The sequence below is a fragment of the Nesterenkonia halobia genome (assembly GCF_039536005.1).
Classification (GTDB): domain Bacteria; phylum Actinomycetota; class Actinomycetes; order Actinomycetales; family Micrococcaceae; genus Nesterenkonia; species Nesterenkonia halobia.
The window spans coordinates 394,199-411,428 of record NZ_BAAAYG010000003.1; the positions used below are offsets into that span (position 1 = coordinate 394,199).

Genomic DNA, 17,230 nt, shown 5'->3' on the forward strand with positions numbered 1-17,230 from the left:
ATGTTATCAGCGGGGTAGCATGTGGTGATGGCTGACCATACACTGCAGTCTGCGCGCCTGACCAGGATCAAGGCTGTGTCCAGTGTCCTCGCAGGTGTCGCACTGGTCGCCGCCGCCATCATCTGGCCGCGGGCCTCGGGGACCGACGTCGCGACGGGCAAGGCGGTGTTCGACGACTGGACTCCGCTGAAGGCCGCGTGGGAGCCGGAGCTGACGGCCACCCTGCTGCCGCCGATGGTGGCGGCGGTCCTCGGACTCCTGTGCTGGGGGCGTGTCAGCCGCCGGCTGACCTGGGCCCCGTTCCTGCTGCTGACGTTCGCCGCGTCGTGGCTGTGGACGGCCTCTCTGGGGCACGTGGGCGGGGCCGAGAGCATCGGCAGGGTCTTCGGCCGGGACAGCGAGTACTTCGTGGGTGCCAAGGAGGTCTCCTCCGTCCCGGAGTTCCTCTCCGGATTCATCGACCGCATCCCCCTGGACGCGCCGGACAACTGGCCCGTCCACATCGCCGGCCATCCCCCGGCGGCGACGATGTTCTTCATCCTGCTGGACCGGCTGGGCATCCAGGACCCCTACACCGCCGGGATGATCGTGCTGAGCCTGGGCTGCACGGCAGTGGTCGCGGTCCTGCTGACCCTGCGGGCGCTGGGTTCCGAGCGGCTGGCCCGGCGCGCCGCGCCCTGGCTGGTGGTCGCGCCGTCGTGGATCTGGATGGGCGTCTCGGGCGATGCGCTCTTCACGGCGGCGGGCGCCTGGGGGCTGGCGCTCCTGGCGCTCGCCGCCACGGCCGGACGTCGCACGCGCCTGGTGGGATGCGGCGTCGCGGCCGGGCTCGTGCTCGGTCTGTGCGTCCATCTGTCCTACGGGCTGGTGCTGCTGGGCGTCCTGGCCCTCGCGGTGCTGTTCCTGGGCCGGCGATGGTGGGCGCTCCCCTGGGCCGCGGGCGCCGCGCTGCTGGTCGCCGGGGCGTTCTCCCTGGCCGGCTTCAGCTGGTGGGAGGCCTACCCGGTGCTGGTCACGCGCTACTACGACGGCATCCAGACCGAGCGGCCCTACGGGTACTGGGTGTGGGCGAATCTGGGCGTCTGGACCTTCACCGCGGGCCTGGCGACATGGGCCTCCTTCCCCCGGGCGGTCGCCGAGGTGCGACGGCGCGCCAGCCGGGATCGCTTCGTGGTCGCGGTGCTGGGCTGCGCGGGGATGGCGGCCATCCTGGTGGCCACGCTCTCCGGGATGAGCAAGGGGGAGGTCGAGCGGATCTGGCTGCCGTTCACCCTGTGGGTCCTGATCCTGCCGGTGCTGCTGCCCGTGCGCTGGCACCGGCCGCTGATCGCGAGCCAGCTGGCCACGGCGATCGTCGTCGAGCTCCTCTGGACGACGCAGTGGTGACCGGTGCCGCAGGGATGCCGGGCGGGGCCGCCCGGCCGATGCCTCCCCGCCTCGCGCTGAGTGGCCATTCCTGACGGCTTCTGCGGCGAGTGGATCGTTCCACCCGGGCGAATCGTCGTCACAAGTGACCACTCAGTGCTCGCGGGAGCTCTCCGCTAGGCTGGCCGCACCAGGCACGACGCCGACGTCGGAGGTCAGCATGAGCAACACCGAACCGCGCCCCGCCGAGCAGGTCTGCGTCAACGGGCCGCAGGATCCGACGCCGCCGCCCGGCGCCCCGGACGCCCCGGCCGCCGCGACCGGAACCGCCGACGACGCCGCCTCCGGGCTGCGCGACGGCGTCACCCGCACCGCCGCCGGCGTCGAGCTGCTCGAGCCGCGCGACGTCCCGCTCGGCGGCCCGAGGGCGATGACGGTGCGTCGCACGCTGCCGCAGCGCGCCCGGTCGCTGGTCGGCGCCTGGTGCTTCCTGGACTTCTACGGTCCCGACGACCTCTCCGTCTCCACGCCGATGCGCGTCCCGCGCCACCCGCACACCGGGCTGGCCACCGTCTCCTGGCTCTTCTCCGGCCGCATCGACCACATCGACTCCGCCGGCAACTGGGCCACCGTCCGGCCCGGCGAGGTCGCGCTGATGACCGCCGGCCGCGGCATCACCCACTCGGAGTACTCCAGCGTCGACACCACCACCCTGCACGGCGCCCAGCTCTGGTACGCGCTGCCCGAGGAGCACCGCTTCACGACGCCGCGGCTGGACTCCCGGCCGGCGGAGGTCGCCTCCGGCGACGGATGGCGGGCGACGGTCTTCCTCGGCGAGCTGCTCGGCGTGCGCTCGCCGGTGCCTACTCCCGTCCCGCTCACCGGCGCCGAGCTGCGCCTGGAGCCCGGCGCGGAGCTGGAGATCGAGGTCCCGGCCGAGCATGAGCATGCGCTGCTGCACGTCTCCGGCGCAGTGGCCCTCGACGGCGTCGACGTCGCCGCCGACCACCTGGCCGTCGTCGACGTCGGCCGCGAGCGGCTGCGGATCACCGCCGGGGAGGAGCCGGTCATCGCGCTGCTGCTCGGCGGCGAGCCGCTGGGCGAGCAGATCGTGATGTGGTGGAACTTCGTCGGCCGCTCGCATGAGGAGATCGCCGCCTATCGCGCCGCGTACCAGGCCGAGATGGGCTTCGAGGCCCCGGAGGAGGGCTCGCCGCTGCGGCGGGCGCCGGGCACGCTCGGCGTCGCCGACGACGGCGGCCGCGACGGAGCCGACGGCGGCGTCGCCCTGGGCGAGCCGGTCCACGGGGCGCTGCGCGACGCGCTCGCCGGGTCCACCTACGCCGACGGCCGCCCGTTCCCGCAGTTCGGCGACTTCCCGCCCGGCCAGGAGGCTCCGCTGCCGGCGCCGGAGCTGCCCGGCGTGCGCATGCGGCCGCGCGGCTGAGCCGCCCCGCGCCCCCACCAGATCCCGTGATCGCCCAGCAGGAGAGGAGCACCATGACCCGCATCGGTTACCTCATCGGCAGCTTCGCCGAGGACTCGCTCAATCGTCAGCTCGCCGAGGTGCTGGTCGGCGAGGCGCCCGAGCGCGCCGAGACCAGCGAGATCGACCTGCGACCGCTGCCGCTCTACGACCGCCACCTCGACGAGGACTTCCCCGCAGAGATGACCGCGTTCAAGGAGCAGGTCGCCGCCGTCGACGGGCTGCTGCTGGTCAGCCCGGAGCACAACAAGGGTGTGCCGGCTCCGGTGAAGAACGCGATCGACATCCTCACGCGTCCGCCGAAGCAGGGGGTGCTCTCCGGTGTGCCGATGGGCATCGCCGGTGCGTCGAAGAGCCGCTTCGGCACGCTGAGCTCGCAGACGCAGCTGCGCGGGATGCTGCCGCAGCTCGGGGTGCCGCTGATGGGCACGCCGCAGATGACCGTCCAGGTCACCGATGAGACTTTCGCCGAGGGCGCGGCCGGCGCCGAGCAGCTGCGCCGTCGCGCGGGGCACTACATGGAGGCGCTGACCGCCTGGATCGAGCAGCACGCCGCGCGCGGGTGAGCCGCCGGTCCGACACGATCAGCTCACCGGAACCGGACGGGTGTGTCCAGGGGGGTGTGTGCGGTAGCCTCGTCGCGTGCCTCACCTCACGCGTGAACTGACGACTCCCAGGTCAGAAGCTCCTCGGCCCAACCGCGGCCCGGCGGCCGGCCCGCGGAACCGCGCGGCGATCATCGACGCCGCCAGGGTCGAGTTCCGCGACCACGGCGCGCGCGTGCCGCTGACGCGCATCGCCCGCCGCGCCGGCGTCGGGCAGGGGAGCCTGTACCGCCACTTCTCCGACCGCACGGATCTGGCGGTCGCCGTCTTCTCGGAGAACGTCGAGCGGCTGGCCGCCGCGGTCTCCGCCTCCGACACGCCCTACGTCACCTTCATGGATGGGGTGATCGACGAGGCGGTCGAGGCGGCCGTGGTCATCGACCTGATCTCGCAGCCCGAGGAGATCGAGCGGACTCGGGCCCTCGCCGACCGCCTGCAGGAGGTCGTCGTCGACGTCGCCGTCCGGGACGGGAGGACGCTGAATCCGGAGGTCGACGTCGAGGACTTCATCAACGGGATCTTCATGCTCTCGCTGGCGCTGTCCCGGATGCTGCCGGAGGAGCGGCGCAGCCGCGGCGGTCGGATGCGCCGCATGCTCGACGCCTGGTTCCTCGGCGCGCGCCCCTGAGCCCGCCCTGATGCCGCGCCGCGAGGGATGACTCTGTGGCATATGTGGGAATGTCGTCGCATTCCCACGCTTTCCACGGAGTCATCGCCGGCGGGGCGGGGCGGGAGCGAGCCCCGCCGCTGGGGATAGACTCGGGGTCCGTGAGCAGCCTGCATCGAACCACCGAGACCAGCCCGACCCGCGACGACGCCGAGCAGATCACCGTGGTCGTCCCCGCGCGCGCCGGCAGCGAGCGGGTCAAGCACAAGAACACCCGGCCGTTCGCCTCCTACGAGGGCGGGCTGCTGGAGCTGAAGCTCGAGCAGCTCACCCGCACCGGGGAGATCGACCGCATCATCGTCTCCTCCAACGACCCGGCGGTGCTCGACTACACCGCGCAGTTCGCCGCCCAGCACGACGACGGCCGGATCGAGGCGCTGGAGCGTCCGGACGAGCTGGGTCGCTCCTCCACTCCGATGAGCGTCTTCCTGCAGTACGTCGCCGAGCTGCAGGAGACGGGCACGATGATGATGACCCATGTGACCCACCCGCTCATCGGCTCGCAGCACTTCTCCGAGCTGGTCGGCGCCTGGCGCGAGGCCGCCGACGCCGGCCACGACAGCCTGCTGACGGTCACCAAGCTGCAGACCTTCCTCTGGGACGAGAACGGCCCCTTCAACTACGACGCCTCGCAGGAGAAGTGGCCGCGCAGCCAGGACATCAAACCGCTCTACGAGGTCAACCACGGCGCCTACTTCATCCCCTTCCGCACCATGCGCGAGGTCGACGACCGCGTCGGCGCGGCGCCGCGGATGCACGAGCTGCCGGAGAACGTCGTGCTCGACATCGACTGGGAGGAGCAGTTCGCCCTGCTGGAGGACATCGTCCGCGCCAAGGAGCTGCGCGGCATCAGCGTCCTCTGACCCCGCCCGCCCATGCCAGAGCACGACGAGCTCGAGGAGCTGACGCCATGACCGTCGCGACCATCGCCGAGCGGCTGCTGGACCGGCTGCCGGCTCGGCTGCAGGCTCCGGCGCGGCAGCGGGTCGCCGCCGTGTCGACGGCGGTCGCCTCCCGGCTGCGCCCGCGGCCCGCCCCGGACCTCGCCGCGCGCCGTCGTCCGCGCCCGGCTCCGCGGGACGCGGCCTCGCAGCGTCCGGAGGGCGCGCCGCTGGTCACCGTCGGCATCACCTCCCACCATGAGGCCGAGCGGATCGGCCGCTGCCTGGAGAGCCTCGTGGAGCAGACGCTGGGCGCCGAGCAGATCGAGGTGCTGGTCGTCGACGACGGCTCCACCGACGACACGGTGGAGACGGCGTGGAGCTACGCCGACGCCGCGGACTGGGCGGCGTTCACCGTGACCAGCCACGCCGCCACCGGCAGCCCGTCGGCAGGGCGCAACAGGATCGTCGACGCCGCCGCCGGTGAGCACGTCTTCCTGCTCGACGCCGACGACTACCTGGGCCGTCAGGCGCTGGAGGCGATGACCCGGGCCGCGGCGCGCGAGTCCGCCGACGTCGTCGTCGGCCGCTACGTGGGGGTGAATCGCTCGGCGCCGAACGTGCTCCCGCCGAAGAAGGCGACGCAGCGCCGCGACGACTACCACCCCGGCTGGCTGAACAGCCTGCACGTGCAGAAGCTGTTCCGCACCGAGTTCCTCCGCGACCTGGGCTGCCGCTTCAACGAGTCGCTCATCTACGCCAGCGACCACCCGTACATGATCAGCGTCTTCCTCCACGCTCGCGCAGTGGCCTTCGTCGACGACGTCGACTGCTACTTCCTCACGCTGGAGGAACCGAGCTCGACGGCGGCGTCCGCCCGGCCCGGCCGGTCCGGCCGGACGGGGCGGCGCACGCACGTCTCGCGGGCCGAGATCCCCGCCCGCCGGCAGCTGCAGTTCCTCCACGACTGCTTCGGCGTGCTCGCGCTGGCTCGCGGCGAGGGCGGGGAGGCCGCCCGGCGGGCCGGGCGGATGCGGGCGCACTATTGGAACCGGCTGCTGAAGGTCCATCTGCCGGTGCTGGTCCGGCGGAAGACCGACGACGACGCCGTCGTCGACCTGGCGCGCGAGGCGACGGCGCTGGCCGAGCTCTACGGGGCGGAGACCTCGCGGACGACGCTGGTGCCCGAGGCGCGTCTCATGCTGGAGGCGTTCGCCTCCGAGGACGCCGCGACGATCCGGGCCGCCGCCGAGGCGGCCCGAGGCGTGGAATAGACTGACCGTCGACGCCCCGGCGGACGGGGCGGATCGAGCAGACGGAAGGCGGTCTCGCCCGTGAGCGCAGCACCCGACTCCCCGCAGGACCAGCAGCAGGACCAGCAGTCGGACCTGGAGCAGCAGGTGCAGAGCCTCGACGTCGAGAACCGGCGGATCACCGAGGAGCTGCAGCGGCTGCAGAGCGAGTGCGCCGAGCTGGTGGTCGTCCGCGAGCAGCAGCGCGTCGAGCTCGGCGAGCAGCGCACCAGGATCCGCGAGCTCACCGGCCGGCTCCGCGCCGCCGAGTCCCGCGCCCGACGTGCGGAGAACTCCCGCGCCTACCGGGCGGCGAAGGCCGTGCGCCGGCTGCTGCGCCGCTCGACGGACTGAGCCGACCCGGTCGACTGAGCCGACTGCGCCGCGGCGAGCCGCCGCAGCACCAGGGTCAGCTCCCAGGCACGGTGGTCGAAGGTGTGCTGGGCCAGCACCCGCTCGCGCGCCCGCTCGGCCCGGGCGCGGCGCTCCTCGGGGTGCTGCAGGTACCAGTCGACAGTGCGCCGCAGCGCCTGCGGCGAGTCGACCACGGGGATGTCCTCGCCGAAGGTCTCCTCGATCCCGGCGACGGGGTCGGAGACGACGAAGGCCCCGGCGGCGCTGGCGTCGAAGAGCCGGTTGGAGAGATACCCGTGCGCGGCCATCGTCTCCCAGTGGTCGTTGAGCACGATGGCGGCGCCGGCGTAGTGGGCGGCGAGCTCGTCGTTCGGGACGTGGTCGCCGTGGACCATGCGCTCGGGCAGGAAGCGTCCCCACCGGGTGCCCCAGACGGCGAGGTCGACGTCGGCCTCCACCGCCCAGGAGACCAGCCGCCGCCGCACGCCGCGCGAGTTGCCGATGAACGCCACCGCCTCCGGCAGCTCGGCCGGCTGCTCGGGGTCGGCGAAGACCTCCGGGTCGGTGGCCTGGTGGAGCACCGAGACCGGGGCATCGGTGAGCTGATCGAGCTCCTCGGCGAAGGGTGAGGAGGCGACGAAGACGTGGTCGTAGGCGTCGAGCTCCTCGCGACCCTCCAACCGGTCGGGATGGCTGATGCTCCACAGCAGGTTCCGCGCGGCCCGGCTGCGGTCGGGGTCGAAGCGCATGCGCCCGCGCAGCACCAGGTTGATGTCGGCGTCGTGGGTGTACCACTGGTCGAGGCAGTGCACGGCGCAGCGCCAGCCGAGCCGCTCCAGCGCATCGGCCAGGTGGCGGGCGAAGTGGTAGTCGCCCCATTCCCAGGCGGTCTCCCGGCTCGGGGCGGCGATCTTGATCGCGATCGTGCGCGCCGGCTCGGTCACGGGGCGCCAGTCGTCGAGGGCGCGCGGCCGCAGTGCGGCGTCGACGGCGGGGGCGGCCGCGGCGTCCACCGCGGGGTAGCCCTCGGGCGCCGGGCCGACGGCGTCGCCCGCCGCCGGGCGGCGTCGCAGGACCAGCGGCGCGTCGAGCTGCACCGGCGTCCAGTGCCGGGCGCAGCGGGCGAGCAGCTCGCGGTCCTGGGCGCCGTCGAGCCGCGGATCGAAGACGCCGACCTCGTCGAGCACGGCGCGGTGCAGGCTGACGGTGCTCAGCGTCGCCTCTGCGCGAGGCTCCGGCGTGAGGGAGGCCGCCACGAGGTCCTCGCCGTCGAGCGCGGCCTCCCACTGTCCGCTGCGGACCACCGGATGCGGGCCCGCGCGGTGGACGCGGACCACCTCCTCCAGGTGGCGCGGATGCCAGACGTCCTCCGGGGCGAGGAAGGCGAGGATCGGCCCGGCGGCGCGGGCGATCCCGTGGTTGCGCGCCGTCGCGCCGGCCGCTCCGGACAGCCGGTGGTGGGCGAGCCGGCGGTCCGGGTGCAGGTGGACGGCTTCGGCGACGTCCTCGGCGTCCGAGGCGTCGCAGACCAGCAGCTCCCAGTCCGGGCAGGTCTGGTCCAGCACGCTGCGCACGGCCTCGCCGACGACGGCGCGCGGGCTGTGGCCGAGGTTCTCCGGGACGTGCTCGATCGGCATGATCACCGAGACCAGCGGGCCCGCGGCGGACGGCCGGTCCGCGGAGGCCGAGTCCGGCTCGGCGTCGGCCGGCAGCTGCTGCGCGTCCAGCAGCTCCGCCGCGGCGGCCGCGGCCCCGTACCGCCGGTGCACGCCGGGGGCCGCCGGCTGCGCCGGGGAGTCGCGCGCGGCCCGGCGGCGGGCCAGGTCGAGGGAGAAGTCGACGACGTCGGCGAGCTCGCCGAAGGTGCGCTTCGCCTCCTCGTACGCGTCGATCGCCCGGGCGTGCCGCCCCTGCCGCAGCGCCTCGTGCCCGCGCCGCAGCAGCGCGTCGAGCGCGGCGGCGTCCGGGACGGGGGGAGTGGTCATCACGCGCGGGTCCTTTTGTCGCAGAGTGAGCAGAGGGAGGGGAGGGCGGCCGTCCGTCATGATAGCCGCTCGGGTCCCGGCGCGACCCGGCCCGGCGCGATCCGGTCCGGGGCCGCGGCCCCGGACTCGCGCCGCTGCGCGGGCGGCGTCGCGACGGAGCCGCGACTGTGCGAAGACATTTGACGCGCCCCCGTGCACGCCGTATACCTGACCCGGTGGAGACCGAGCCGACGTCCGTCGAAGAGTTCATCGCCGACCGCATCACCCCGCGGGAGGGCATGAGGTACTGGCCGCGGGACGGCGTGGTCTCAACCGGGGGTCTCCTGGAACGGGCCGCGAAGGCCCGCGGGCTCACGCTGCGGCGGGTCGGCAAGACCCACCTGCTCTTCTACGCCGGCGCCCGGCTGGTCGGCAGCTTCGACGGGCGGGAGACGAACCTGGTCAGCGCCCAGGCCGCCAAGGCCGCCGAATCGTCCCGCCTCCAGCAGGGATACCTCCGTGCCGCCGGCGTGCCGACGGCGTCGGAGACCGGCGATTCCGAACCCTCCGCCCACGGTGCCGTCGGAGACTCCGCCGACGGCGCGGCGCTCGCGCTGCGCTGCTATGTGCTCGGCGAGTCCGTGGTCGCCGCAGTCGTGCGCGTGCCGCGTCATGTGGTCGGCACCGGCGAGGACTCGCTGGCCGGACTGATCGCCGCGGAGGAGGGGGTCTGGCGGAAGAGCGCCTACCTCGCCGATCTGCCCCGCAAGCGGGTGCGCCGCCACCTCGCGCGGCAGGGGCTGGACGAGGACTCCGTGCCCGAGGAGGGCCGGGTGGTCTTCCTCGAGGAGCTCAGCGGCGCGCCGGGCCGGGCCATCACTGTGGATGTCCTCGAGGATCTGGGCGAGGACCTCGTCTCGCTGGCGGTGGATGCGATGTGGGCCTTCCCGGGCCTCGACGGCGCCGTCGTCGACCTCCGCACGCCGCGCCTCGACGCCGCCGAGGGCGCGGCGGCGGCCGGCGTGGATCCGACCGGCGACATCGTGGAGTTCCGGCACCCGACCTACGGCGCCGACCGGCGCGTGGCCGTCGACATCATCGACCGCATGAAGCGCTGAGCCGTCGTGCCGGTCGGCTCGGCGCCCGCGGCTCAGTACTTGTGGTGCTCGCTGGCGGTGATCCGCTTCTCCGTCGACCCCACGTGCACCTGCGCCTGACGGATCGCGGAGACGTACTCGGCGAACTCCTCGGTGGTGAGGTCCACGGCGACGGCGTCGAAGTGCGCCCACTCGGTGTTGCCGAGCTTCACATGCTTCTCCACCATGCCGGCGCCGCCGGCCACGGCCAGCGCCGAGGCCATCCAGCCGAAGTCGTGGCTGGAGTACCCCGGCACGATCCGCGGACCGGATTCCGCGGCCCGCCGCGCGGCCAGCTGGGCATAGTGCCGGACCACCCCGATGTTCGTGTGCTCGTCCGGCGTGGGGTAGGCGGAGTTGCAGTGGAGCAGGTAGAGCGTGTCCTGGCGGGTGAAGGTCTCCAGCAGCCAGTCCTCGTAGCTGGCGTCGGTCATGCCGGTGGAGATCACCAGCGAGCCGGTGTACTCCTCGGCGACGAAGCGCAGATAGTCCCGCTTCTCCGAGATGGTCGAGGGCAGCTTCACCCGCGGGACGTCGAGGTGGTCCAGCATCCACTGGAAGGACGGCTGGTCCAGCACGGAGGCGAACCACCCGATGCCCAGGTCGTCGCAGAGCTCGTCCAGCACGCGGAAGCCGTCCAGATCCAGCTCCAGCTGCTGGCGGTAGGCGCCGAAGGTGGTGCCGAAGGGCGACTTATAGGGGGCGGCCAGCTGCTCGCGGGTGTAGAAGGTCTCGACGTCGCGCTTCTGCACCTTCACCCAGTCGGCGCCGGCGGCGTGCGCGGCGCGGACCAGCTGCTCGAGGCGGTCCAGGTCGCCGAAGTGGTTGGTGGTGAGCTCCGCGGTGATCTCCACCGGCGGCACCACGAGCTCCTCCTCGTCCGCGGCCCGTCCCCGCGTCGGCTCGGAGACCTCGACGCGGTGCCGGGCGTTGAGCTCCTCCACGGTCAGCGCGGAGAACTCCTTGGCGCCGACATGCCGGACGTCCAGATTGGAGTCCTGCAGCGCGTAGAGCGCGTTGCGCATGATGTACTGCTGCAGCTCCAGGTTCGCCCGCCGGATGGAGCTGTCCGGGGCGAACTGCGTCGTCGCCGAGCGGGCCGGCCCGGTGCCCGGGGTGAAGTCGAAGCCCACCATCCAGACGGTCTGCGTCCGGCCCCGCTGGTCGGCCACGGCCCGGGCGATCTCCAGGGCGCTGAGGAAGATCGCGCCCTCGACGGCGAACTCCTCGCGGTCCTGGAAGCGGGACAGCATGAGGTCCTCCTCATTGCTGCCCAGCGGCTGGTGCGGCGCCCGGACGACGGCGCGTCCCGGCGCCTCGAACTCCGCGGAGGTCACGTAGGCGGAGGCGCGCAGCCCGCCGTCGTGCAGCGAGTCGGCCACCCAGTCCTCGTGGAAGACGGTGACGTCGGTGGGCTGGATGCGCTCGGCGTCGTTGATGCCGATGACCAGGTTCCCGGCGAAGACCTGCGGCGAGACGCCCTCGGCGGAGGGCCCCTTGCCGAGGATGACGATGGTGTCGGTGCTGGAGACCGGCGCGAGGTCGGCGGCCAGCCGATTCACCGCGGCCGCGGGATCGGCGGAGGGATCAGGCGGATCGAGGGTCATGGCGGGAGGCACCTTCCGGCGCTCAGCGGCCCTGCACCCGCTGCAGGAGGTACTGGCCGTAGTCCGTCTTCTTCAGGGCGGTGCCGGCGGCGGTCAGCTGCTCGTCGGTGATCCAGCCCTGCTGCCAGGCGACCTCCTCCAGACAGGCGACCTTCAAGCCCTGGCGCTTCTCGACGGTCTCGATGTACTGGGCGGCCTCCAGCAGGCTGTCGTGCGTGCCGGTGTCCAGCCAGGCGAAGCCGCGGCCCAGCCGCTCGACGGTGAGCTCGTCGCGCTCCAGATAGACGTTGTTGATGCTGGTGATCTCCAGCTCGCCGCGCGCGGAGGGCTGCACGCCCTTGGCGATCTCGACGACGTCGTTGTCGTAGAAGTACAGCCCGGTCACCGCGTAGGGCGAGCGCGGGTGCTCCGGCTTCTCCTCGATGGTCAGCGCCCGGCCCGCGTCGTCGAACTCGACGACGCCGAAGCGCTCCGGGTCCTTGACCAGGTAGCCGAAGACGGTGCCGCCGCGCTCCTGGGCGCTGGCCCGCCGCAGCTGCTCGGAGAAGTGCTGGCCGTGGAAGATGTTGTCGCCGAGCACCAGGCAGACCGGGTCGTCGCCGATGAACTCCTCGCCGATGATGAAGGCCTGGGCCAGCCCGTCCGGGCTCTCCTGGACCGCGTACTCGAAGCGCACGCCGAAGTCCTCGCCGTCGCCGAGCAGCTGCCGGTACTGCGGCATGTCCTCCGGAGTGGAGATGATGAGGATCTCGCGGATGCCGGCGAGCATCAGCGTGGAGATCGGGTGGTAGATCATCGGCTTGTCGTAGACCGGCAGCAGCTGCTTGGAGACAGCCCGCGTGATCGGGTGGAGTCGCGTGCCCGATCCCCCGGCGAGGATGATTCCCTTGCGTGCCATCGAGTGCTCCTGAGTCCTTCGACATCCGTGCGGCGAGTCCGTGGTGCATACTACAGCCCATATGCTGGAGGCCATGAGCAGCCTCTTGGTCACCGGCGGCGCCGGCTTCATCGGATCGAACTTCGTCCACTACGTCGTCCAGCACACCGACCACGACGTCGTCGTGCTGGACAGCCTCACCTATGCGGGCGACGAGGCCTCGCTGGCCGGGCTCCCCGCGGACCGGGTGAGACTGGTCGTCGGGGACGTCGCCGACGCCGAGCAGGTCGACCCGCTGGTCGCCGCAGCCGACGCGGTGGTGCACTATGCGGCCGAGTCGCACAACGACAACTCGCTGGCCGACCCCTCGGCCTTCCTGCAGACGAACATCGTCGGCACCTACACGCTGCTGGAGGCGGCGCGGAAGCACGGCACCCGCTTCCACCACATCTCCACCGACGAGGTCTACGGCGACCTGGAGCTCGACGATCCGGAGAAGTTCACCCCGGAGACGCCGTACAACCCGTCCTCGCCCTACTCCTCGACCAAGGCCGGCTCCGACCTGCTGGTGCGCGCCTGGGTGCGCAGCTTCGGCGTCGAGGCGACGATCTCCAACTGCTCGAACAACTACGGCCCGCGCCAGCACGTCGAGAAGTTCATCCCGCGGCAGATCACAAACCTGCTCGACGGCGTCCGCCCCCGCCTCTACGGCGAAGGGCTGAACGTCCGCGACTGGATCCACGCCGACGACCACTCCGCGGCGGTGCTGCGCATCCTGGAGGCCGGCCGGATCGGCGAGACCTATCTGATCGGCGCCGACGGCGAGGTGAACAACCGTGAGGTCATCGAGACGATCCTCACCGAGATGGGCCGGTCCGCCGACGACTTCGACCACGTGAGGGACCGGCCGGGCCACGACATGCGCTACGCGATCGACGCCGCCAAGCTGCGCGAGGAGCTGGGCTGGGAGCCGCAGTTCACCGACTTCCGCTCCGGGCTGCGGGACACCATCGCCTGGTACCGGGACAACGAGAGCTGGTGGCGCGGGCAGAAGGCCGAGGTCGAGGCGAAGTACGCGAAGGCGGGGCACTGAGCATGACGGAGAGCACGGAGGCGAACAGCGTGGACAGCACCGACACGACGACGCATGAGCTGCGGACCGGCAGGCCGCTGGCCGTCGAGGACACCCCGATCCCCGGATTCAAGGTCATCGACCTGTCCGTCCACGGGGACAGCCGCGGCTGGTTCAAGGAGAACTGGCAGCGCGAGAAGATGACCGCCCTGGGCCTGGAGGACTTCGGCCCGGTGCAGAACAACATCAGCTTCAACGCCTCGCCGGGCGTGACGCGCGGGATCCATGCCGAGCCCTGGGACAAGTTCATCTCAGTGGCCGCCGGGCGCGTCTTCGGCGCGTGGGTGGACCTGCGCGAGGGCCCGAGCTTCGGGGCGACCTACTGGTGCGAGATCGACCCCTCGGTGGCGGTCTTCGTCCCGCGCGGCGTCGGCAACGCCTTCCAGGCCCTGGAGGAGGGCACCGCCTACACCTATCTGGTCAACGACCACTGGTCGGCCGAGGCGCAGAGCGAGTACACCTTCCTGAACCTCGCCGACGAGACCGCCGCGATCCCGTGGCCGATCCCGCTCCAGGACGGCGAGCTCTCGGCGAAGGACCAGGCGCATCCGCGGCTGGCCGAGGTCACTCCGATGAAGCCGCGCCGCACCCTGGTCCTCGGCGCCTCCGGCCAGCTCGGCCGGGCGCTGGCCGCGCTGTGGGAGTCCCGCGACGACGTCGACGTCGTCGGCCGCGAGACTCTGGACCTCTCCCGGCCGGAGACGCTGGCGGAGTTCCCCTGGACGGAGTACGACACAGTGGTCAACGCCGGCGCGTACACCGCCGTCGACGCCGCCGAGACGCCCGAGGGCCGCGCGGCCGCCTGGGCGGCCAACGCCGCCGGGCCCGCCGCGCTGGCGCGGATCGCCGCCGAGCACCGGCTGACGCTGGTGCACCTCTCCACCGACTACGTCTTCGACGGCACCCGCGAGCTGCATCCGGAGGACGAGCCCTTCGCCCCGCTGGGCGTCTACGGCCAGTCCAAGGCCGCCGGCGACCACGCCGTCGCCGTCGCGCCGCGGCACTACATCCTGCGCACCTCCTGGGTGATCGGCGAGGGGAAGAACTTCGTGGCCACGATGGCCGCGCTCGCGGAGAAGGGCGTGGATCCGACGGTGGTCAGCGACCAGATCGGCCGGCTGAGCTTCACCACCACGATCGCCGCCGCCGTCGACCACCTGCTGGCGAGCGGGGCGCCATACGGCACCTACAACGTCTCGAACAGCGGCGAGCCGGTCGCCTGGGCCGACGTCGCGGCGAAGGTCTACGAGCTCACCGGCCACGACCCCGCCCGGGTCGCCCCGATCACCACGGCTGAATACTTCGCCGGCAAGGAGGGCGTGGCCCCGCGTCCGGCGCAGAGCACCTTCGACCTGGCCAAGCTGGAGGCGACCGGATTCGCCCCGACCGACCAGTTCGAGGCGCTCGCCGAGCACCTGAGGAGCAGCTGAGCACCTGAGTGGCCGAGTCGCTGAGCAGTCGGTCGCGTCAGCGCCGGATGTCGACCCGGTGCTTCACGCCGGGAGCGAGGTAGCCGCCGTCGTACTCGACGTCGTCGACCAGCACCCGACAGCCGTGCTCGCGGGCCAGCGCGAGGCCGGCCAGCAGGTCCCAGGAGTAGGCGCCGACGGGGTTGACGAAGCGGGCGAAGCGTCCGGTGATCACCCCGTGGAGGTTGTAGACGGCCGCGCCCATGATGCGCGCCTGCGGGGTCTCGGCGATGCGCCGGACCAGCGCGTCGTCGACGCCGGAGGAGAAGGCGGTGATCCGCGAGCTCGTCGGCTCCACGACGTCGCCGGTGATCAGCCGCAGGTGAAGATCCGGCAGGGCGATCATGCTGCCGGCATGGACGCCGTCGCGGAAGATCGCGATCGCGGTGCCCCATTCGGGCAGGCCGGAGGCGAAGTTCTCCGTGCCGTCGATCGGGTCGACGACGGCGACCCAGCCGGTCGCCTCCTCGTCCCAGCCGGCCCGGTCCTCCTCGCCGACGAAGGTCAGCTGCTCGAACCGCTCGCGCAGCAGGCGCGCCAGCTCGGCCTGGACGAGCCGGTCGGCGGCGGTGACCGGAGTGTCGTCACCCTTGACGGCGACGTCGGCGCGCAGCGCGTGCAGCCGCGGCAGCAGCTCCAGCAGCAGCGCGTGGGCCTCCTCGAGGGCGGTGCGGGCACGGGCGGCGTCGGACGGGTCCACAGGTGTCATCGACCGGCAGTCTACGCCGGGCTGCGCGTGGCGCCCCGCGCCGCGGCGGCGCTCGCGGGCCCGTCGCCGCGGGCCGGTACACTGACCGGCGGCACGGACGCGACCGCAGACGGCAGAGCGGGACGAACAGAGCGATGCAGAGCAGCGACGAGCGAGAGAGGGGCGCCGCAGTGAGGACCCAGGGGACGAGGTGCGCCGCGGCCTCCGCAGGCGCCGCCGGCCGCGCAGAAGGAGCACCTCGGTGAGCCGTCTGGTCGTCATGGCGCATTTCGACGTGCAGCGTCGGCTGCGCGCCCACACTCTGCGCGCGGTTCAGGACTATGCCGCCGCGGCCGACCGGGTCATCGTCGTCTCCACCTCCGGCGCCGACGAGGCCGAGGCGCAGCTGCCGCCGAACGTGGAGTTCGTGATCCGGGAGAACTTCGGCTACGACTTCTACAGCTATAAGTGGGGTCTGGACGTCGCCGGGGATCTCGGCCAGTACAGCCAGATCCTGATCTGCAACGACACCTTCGTCGGACCCACCGTGCCGGTCGACGAGATCTTCGACAGTCCGCAGGCCCGCGCCGTGGACGTCATGGGGATGACCTACTCCCACCACCACGGCGGCCACGTGCAGAGCTTCTTCATGCTGGTCAATGGCTTCGTGGCCGGGTCCAAGGCCTTCCGGCGGTTCTGGAAGGACCTCGAGCCGGTCTCGGACCGCATGGCGGTGATCCAGCGCTACGAGGTCGGCTTCTCCCGCGCCATGGCCGCCGCCGGCTTCTCGCTCGGCGCCTACTTCCAGCCCACCGCGGAGGAGGAGGCCCTGGCGCGGCGCCGCTACCACTGGTTCACCACCCATCGGCTGGACCTGCAGGATCCGAGCAAGGTGATCGCCGAGGTCCACCGCTTCGACCTGGACGGCAAGCCGTGGAATCCGGCGGTCGCCTACGCCGACCGGATCCTCGACGACTCCCGGCTGCCGCTGCTGAAGTTCGACACGCTGCGCTTCGACCCCTACGCGCTCGGTGCCGAGGATCTCCTCGCCGCCTGCGTCGAGCGTGAGCCGGAGCGCTTCGGCGAGGTCCGCGACTTCCTGGAGGCCACCCGGGAGAACTACCCGGTCCGGCCCGGGGAGAAGAACCTCCCGGTCACCCGGCAGGAGCTGCGGCGGAAGCGGATCGGATACCTGATGGACGAGGCGACGACGGCGACCGGCCCGGGACGGCCGGCGCGTGGAGGGGCGCAGCATGCGTGAGCAGATGGGACGACTCCTCGCCGCGGGAGCGGCGGTTCTCGCCGCACTGGTGATCCTCGCCGCGCTCCTCGACGCGCAGCAGGCCATGCCGGTGCTGATGAGCACTTTCGCGCTGGCGACGCTGGGGCTGCAGACGCAGTTCTGGACCCGCGCCCGGCAGCAGCTGGCCGAGCTGCGGACCCGGGTGCGCCGGGAGACCGCCCGGGCGGCCGGCCGCAAGGTCTCCGGCATGAGGACTCCGCCGCAGTCCGGGCGCGACGCCTGGCGCGGCGCCGCCGTCGGAGGTCTGCTCTGGGCCGCGGTGCTGGTCGCGGCAGTGCTGGGTGCCCAGGCCGTGGCCTGGGTCGGCACCGCGGGCCTGTGGCTGGTCGCCGTCGCAGTCCAGCTGCGCGCCCAGCGCTCGCTGCGCCGGAGGATCACGGGCATCGCCCGTCCGCCGCGGTCGA

Annotated in this window: 16 protein-coding genes; 12 read left to right on the top strand and 4 right to left on the bottom strand. The window is 72.4% G+C overall.

The genetic code is table 11. From position 1 onward, the window contains the following. Positions 1-27 precede the first annotated feature (27 nt). From ABD652_RS04570 to ABD652_RS04600, 7 genes are all read left to right on the top strand, one after another. Positions 28-1,386, top strand: a complete 1,359-nt coding sequence (locus ABD652_RS04570) for a hypothetical protein (RefSeq protein ID WP_344718640.1) — start codon at positions 28-30, stop codon at positions 1,384-1,386. A gap of 199 nt (positions 1,387-1,585) precedes the next feature. After that, positions 1,586-2,812: a pirin family protein gene (locus ABD652_RS04575; protein WP_344718642.1), complete on the top strand. Its 1,227-nt coding sequence runs from the start codon at positions 1,586-1,588 to the stop codon at positions 2,810-2,812. A gap of 53 nt (positions 2,813-2,865) precedes the next feature. Continuing rightward, positions 2,866-3,417 (top strand): NAD(P)H-dependent oxidoreductase, encoded by a 552-nt coding sequence (locus ABD652_RS04580; RefSeq protein WP_344718644.1) that lies wholly within the window; start codon positions 2,866-2,868, stop codon positions 3,415-3,417. Positions 3,418-3,493: 76 nt separating this feature from the next. Next, a complete protein-coding gene (locus ABD652_RS04585) occupies positions 3,494-4,084 on the top strand; it encodes a TetR family transcriptional regulator (protein WP_344718646.1) in 591 nt (196 codons plus the stop codon). Between the two features lie 140 nt (positions 4,085-4,224). Then, positions 4,225-4,986 (top strand): acylneuraminate cytidylyltransferase family protein, encoded by a 762-nt coding sequence (locus tag ABD652_RS04590; RefSeq protein WP_344718648.1) that lies wholly within the window; start codon positions 4,225-4,227, stop codon positions 4,984-4,986. 47 nt (positions 4,987-5,033) lie between these two features. Further along, on the top strand, positions 5,034-6,278 hold the full coding sequence (locus ABD652_RS04595; protein WP_344718650.1) for a glycosyltransferase family 2 protein: 1,245 nt from the start codon (positions 5,034-5,036) through the stop codon (positions 6,276-6,278). Between the two features lie 60 nt (positions 6,279-6,338). After that, positions 6,339-6,650 (top strand): hypothetical protein, encoded by a 312-nt coding sequence (locus ABD652_RS04600; RefSeq protein ID WP_344718652.1) that lies wholly within the window; start codon positions 6,339-6,341, stop codon positions 6,648-6,650. On the opposite strand, the gene ABD652_RS04605 is transcribed toward ABD652_RS04600, so the two are convergent. Continuing rightward, entirely contained in the window at positions 6,599-8,635 is a 2,037-nt protein-coding gene (locus tag ABD652_RS04605; RefSeq protein ID WP_344718654.1) for a glycosyltransferase family protein, read from the bottom strand. The two genes, ABD652_RS04600 and ABD652_RS04605, sit on opposite strands and share 52 nt — an antisense overlap. A gap of 215 nt (positions 8,636-8,850) precedes the next feature. Between ABD652_RS04605 and ABD652_RS04610 the strand changes: the two genes are divergently transcribed. Next, positions 8,851-9,732: a hypothetical protein gene (locus tag ABD652_RS04610; protein WP_344718656.1), complete on the top strand. Its 882-nt coding sequence runs from the start codon at positions 8,851-8,853 to the stop codon at positions 9,730-9,732. Positions 9,733-9,764: 32 nt separating this feature from the next. On the opposite strand, the gene ABD652_RS04615 is transcribed toward ABD652_RS04610, so the two are convergent. Together ABD652_RS04615 and rfbA are read right to left on the bottom strand one after the other, a co-directional pair. Continuing rightward, entirely contained in the window at positions 9,765-11,357 is a 1,593-nt protein-coding gene (locus ABD652_RS04615; protein ID WP_344718658.1) for an N-acetylneuraminate synthase family protein, read from the bottom strand. A gap of 22 nt (positions 11,358-11,379) precedes the next feature. Continuing rightward, positions 11,380-12,255, bottom strand: coding sequence for a glucose-1-phosphate thymidylyltransferase RfbA (gene rfbA, locus ABD652_RS04620; RefSeq protein WP_344718660.1), 876 nt, complete (start codon positions 12,253-12,255; stop codon positions 11,380-11,382). A gap of 73 nt (positions 12,256-12,328) precedes the next feature. Here rfbA and rfbB point away from each other — a divergent pair, with 73 nt between their 5' ends. Further along, positions 12,329-13,327: a dTDP-glucose 4,6-dehydratase gene (gene rfbB / locus ABD652_RS04625; RefSeq protein WP_344718662.1), complete on the top strand. Its 999-nt coding sequence runs from the start codon at positions 12,329-12,331 to the stop codon at positions 13,325-13,327. Positions 13,328-13,329: 2 nt separating this feature from the next. Continuing rightward, entirely contained in the window at positions 13,330-14,796 is a 1,467-nt protein-coding gene (locus ABD652_RS04630; RefSeq protein WP_344718664.1) for a sugar nucleotide-binding protein, read from the top strand. Positions 14,797-14,833: 37 nt separating this feature from the next. Here the strand turns inward: ABD652_RS04630 and ABD652_RS04635 are convergent, their stop codons facing one another. Continuing rightward, entirely contained in the window at positions 14,834-15,544 is a 711-nt protein-coding gene (locus tag ABD652_RS04635) for an inositol monophosphatase family protein (RefSeq protein WP_344718666.1), read from the bottom strand. A gap of 241 nt (positions 15,545-15,785) precedes the next feature. On the opposite strand from ABD652_RS04635, the gene ABD652_RS04640 reads away from it, so the two are divergent. Beyond that, entirely contained in the window at positions 15,786-16,784 is a 999-nt protein-coding gene (locus ABD652_RS04640; protein WP_344718668.1) for a rhamnan synthesis F family protein, read from the top strand. Further along, on the top strand, positions 16,777-17,230 hold a 454-nt coding region (locus tag ABD652_RS04645), incomplete at its 3' end, for a hypothetical protein (RefSeq protein WP_344718670.1). The genes ABD652_RS04640 and ABD652_RS04645, both read left to right, overlap by 8 nt.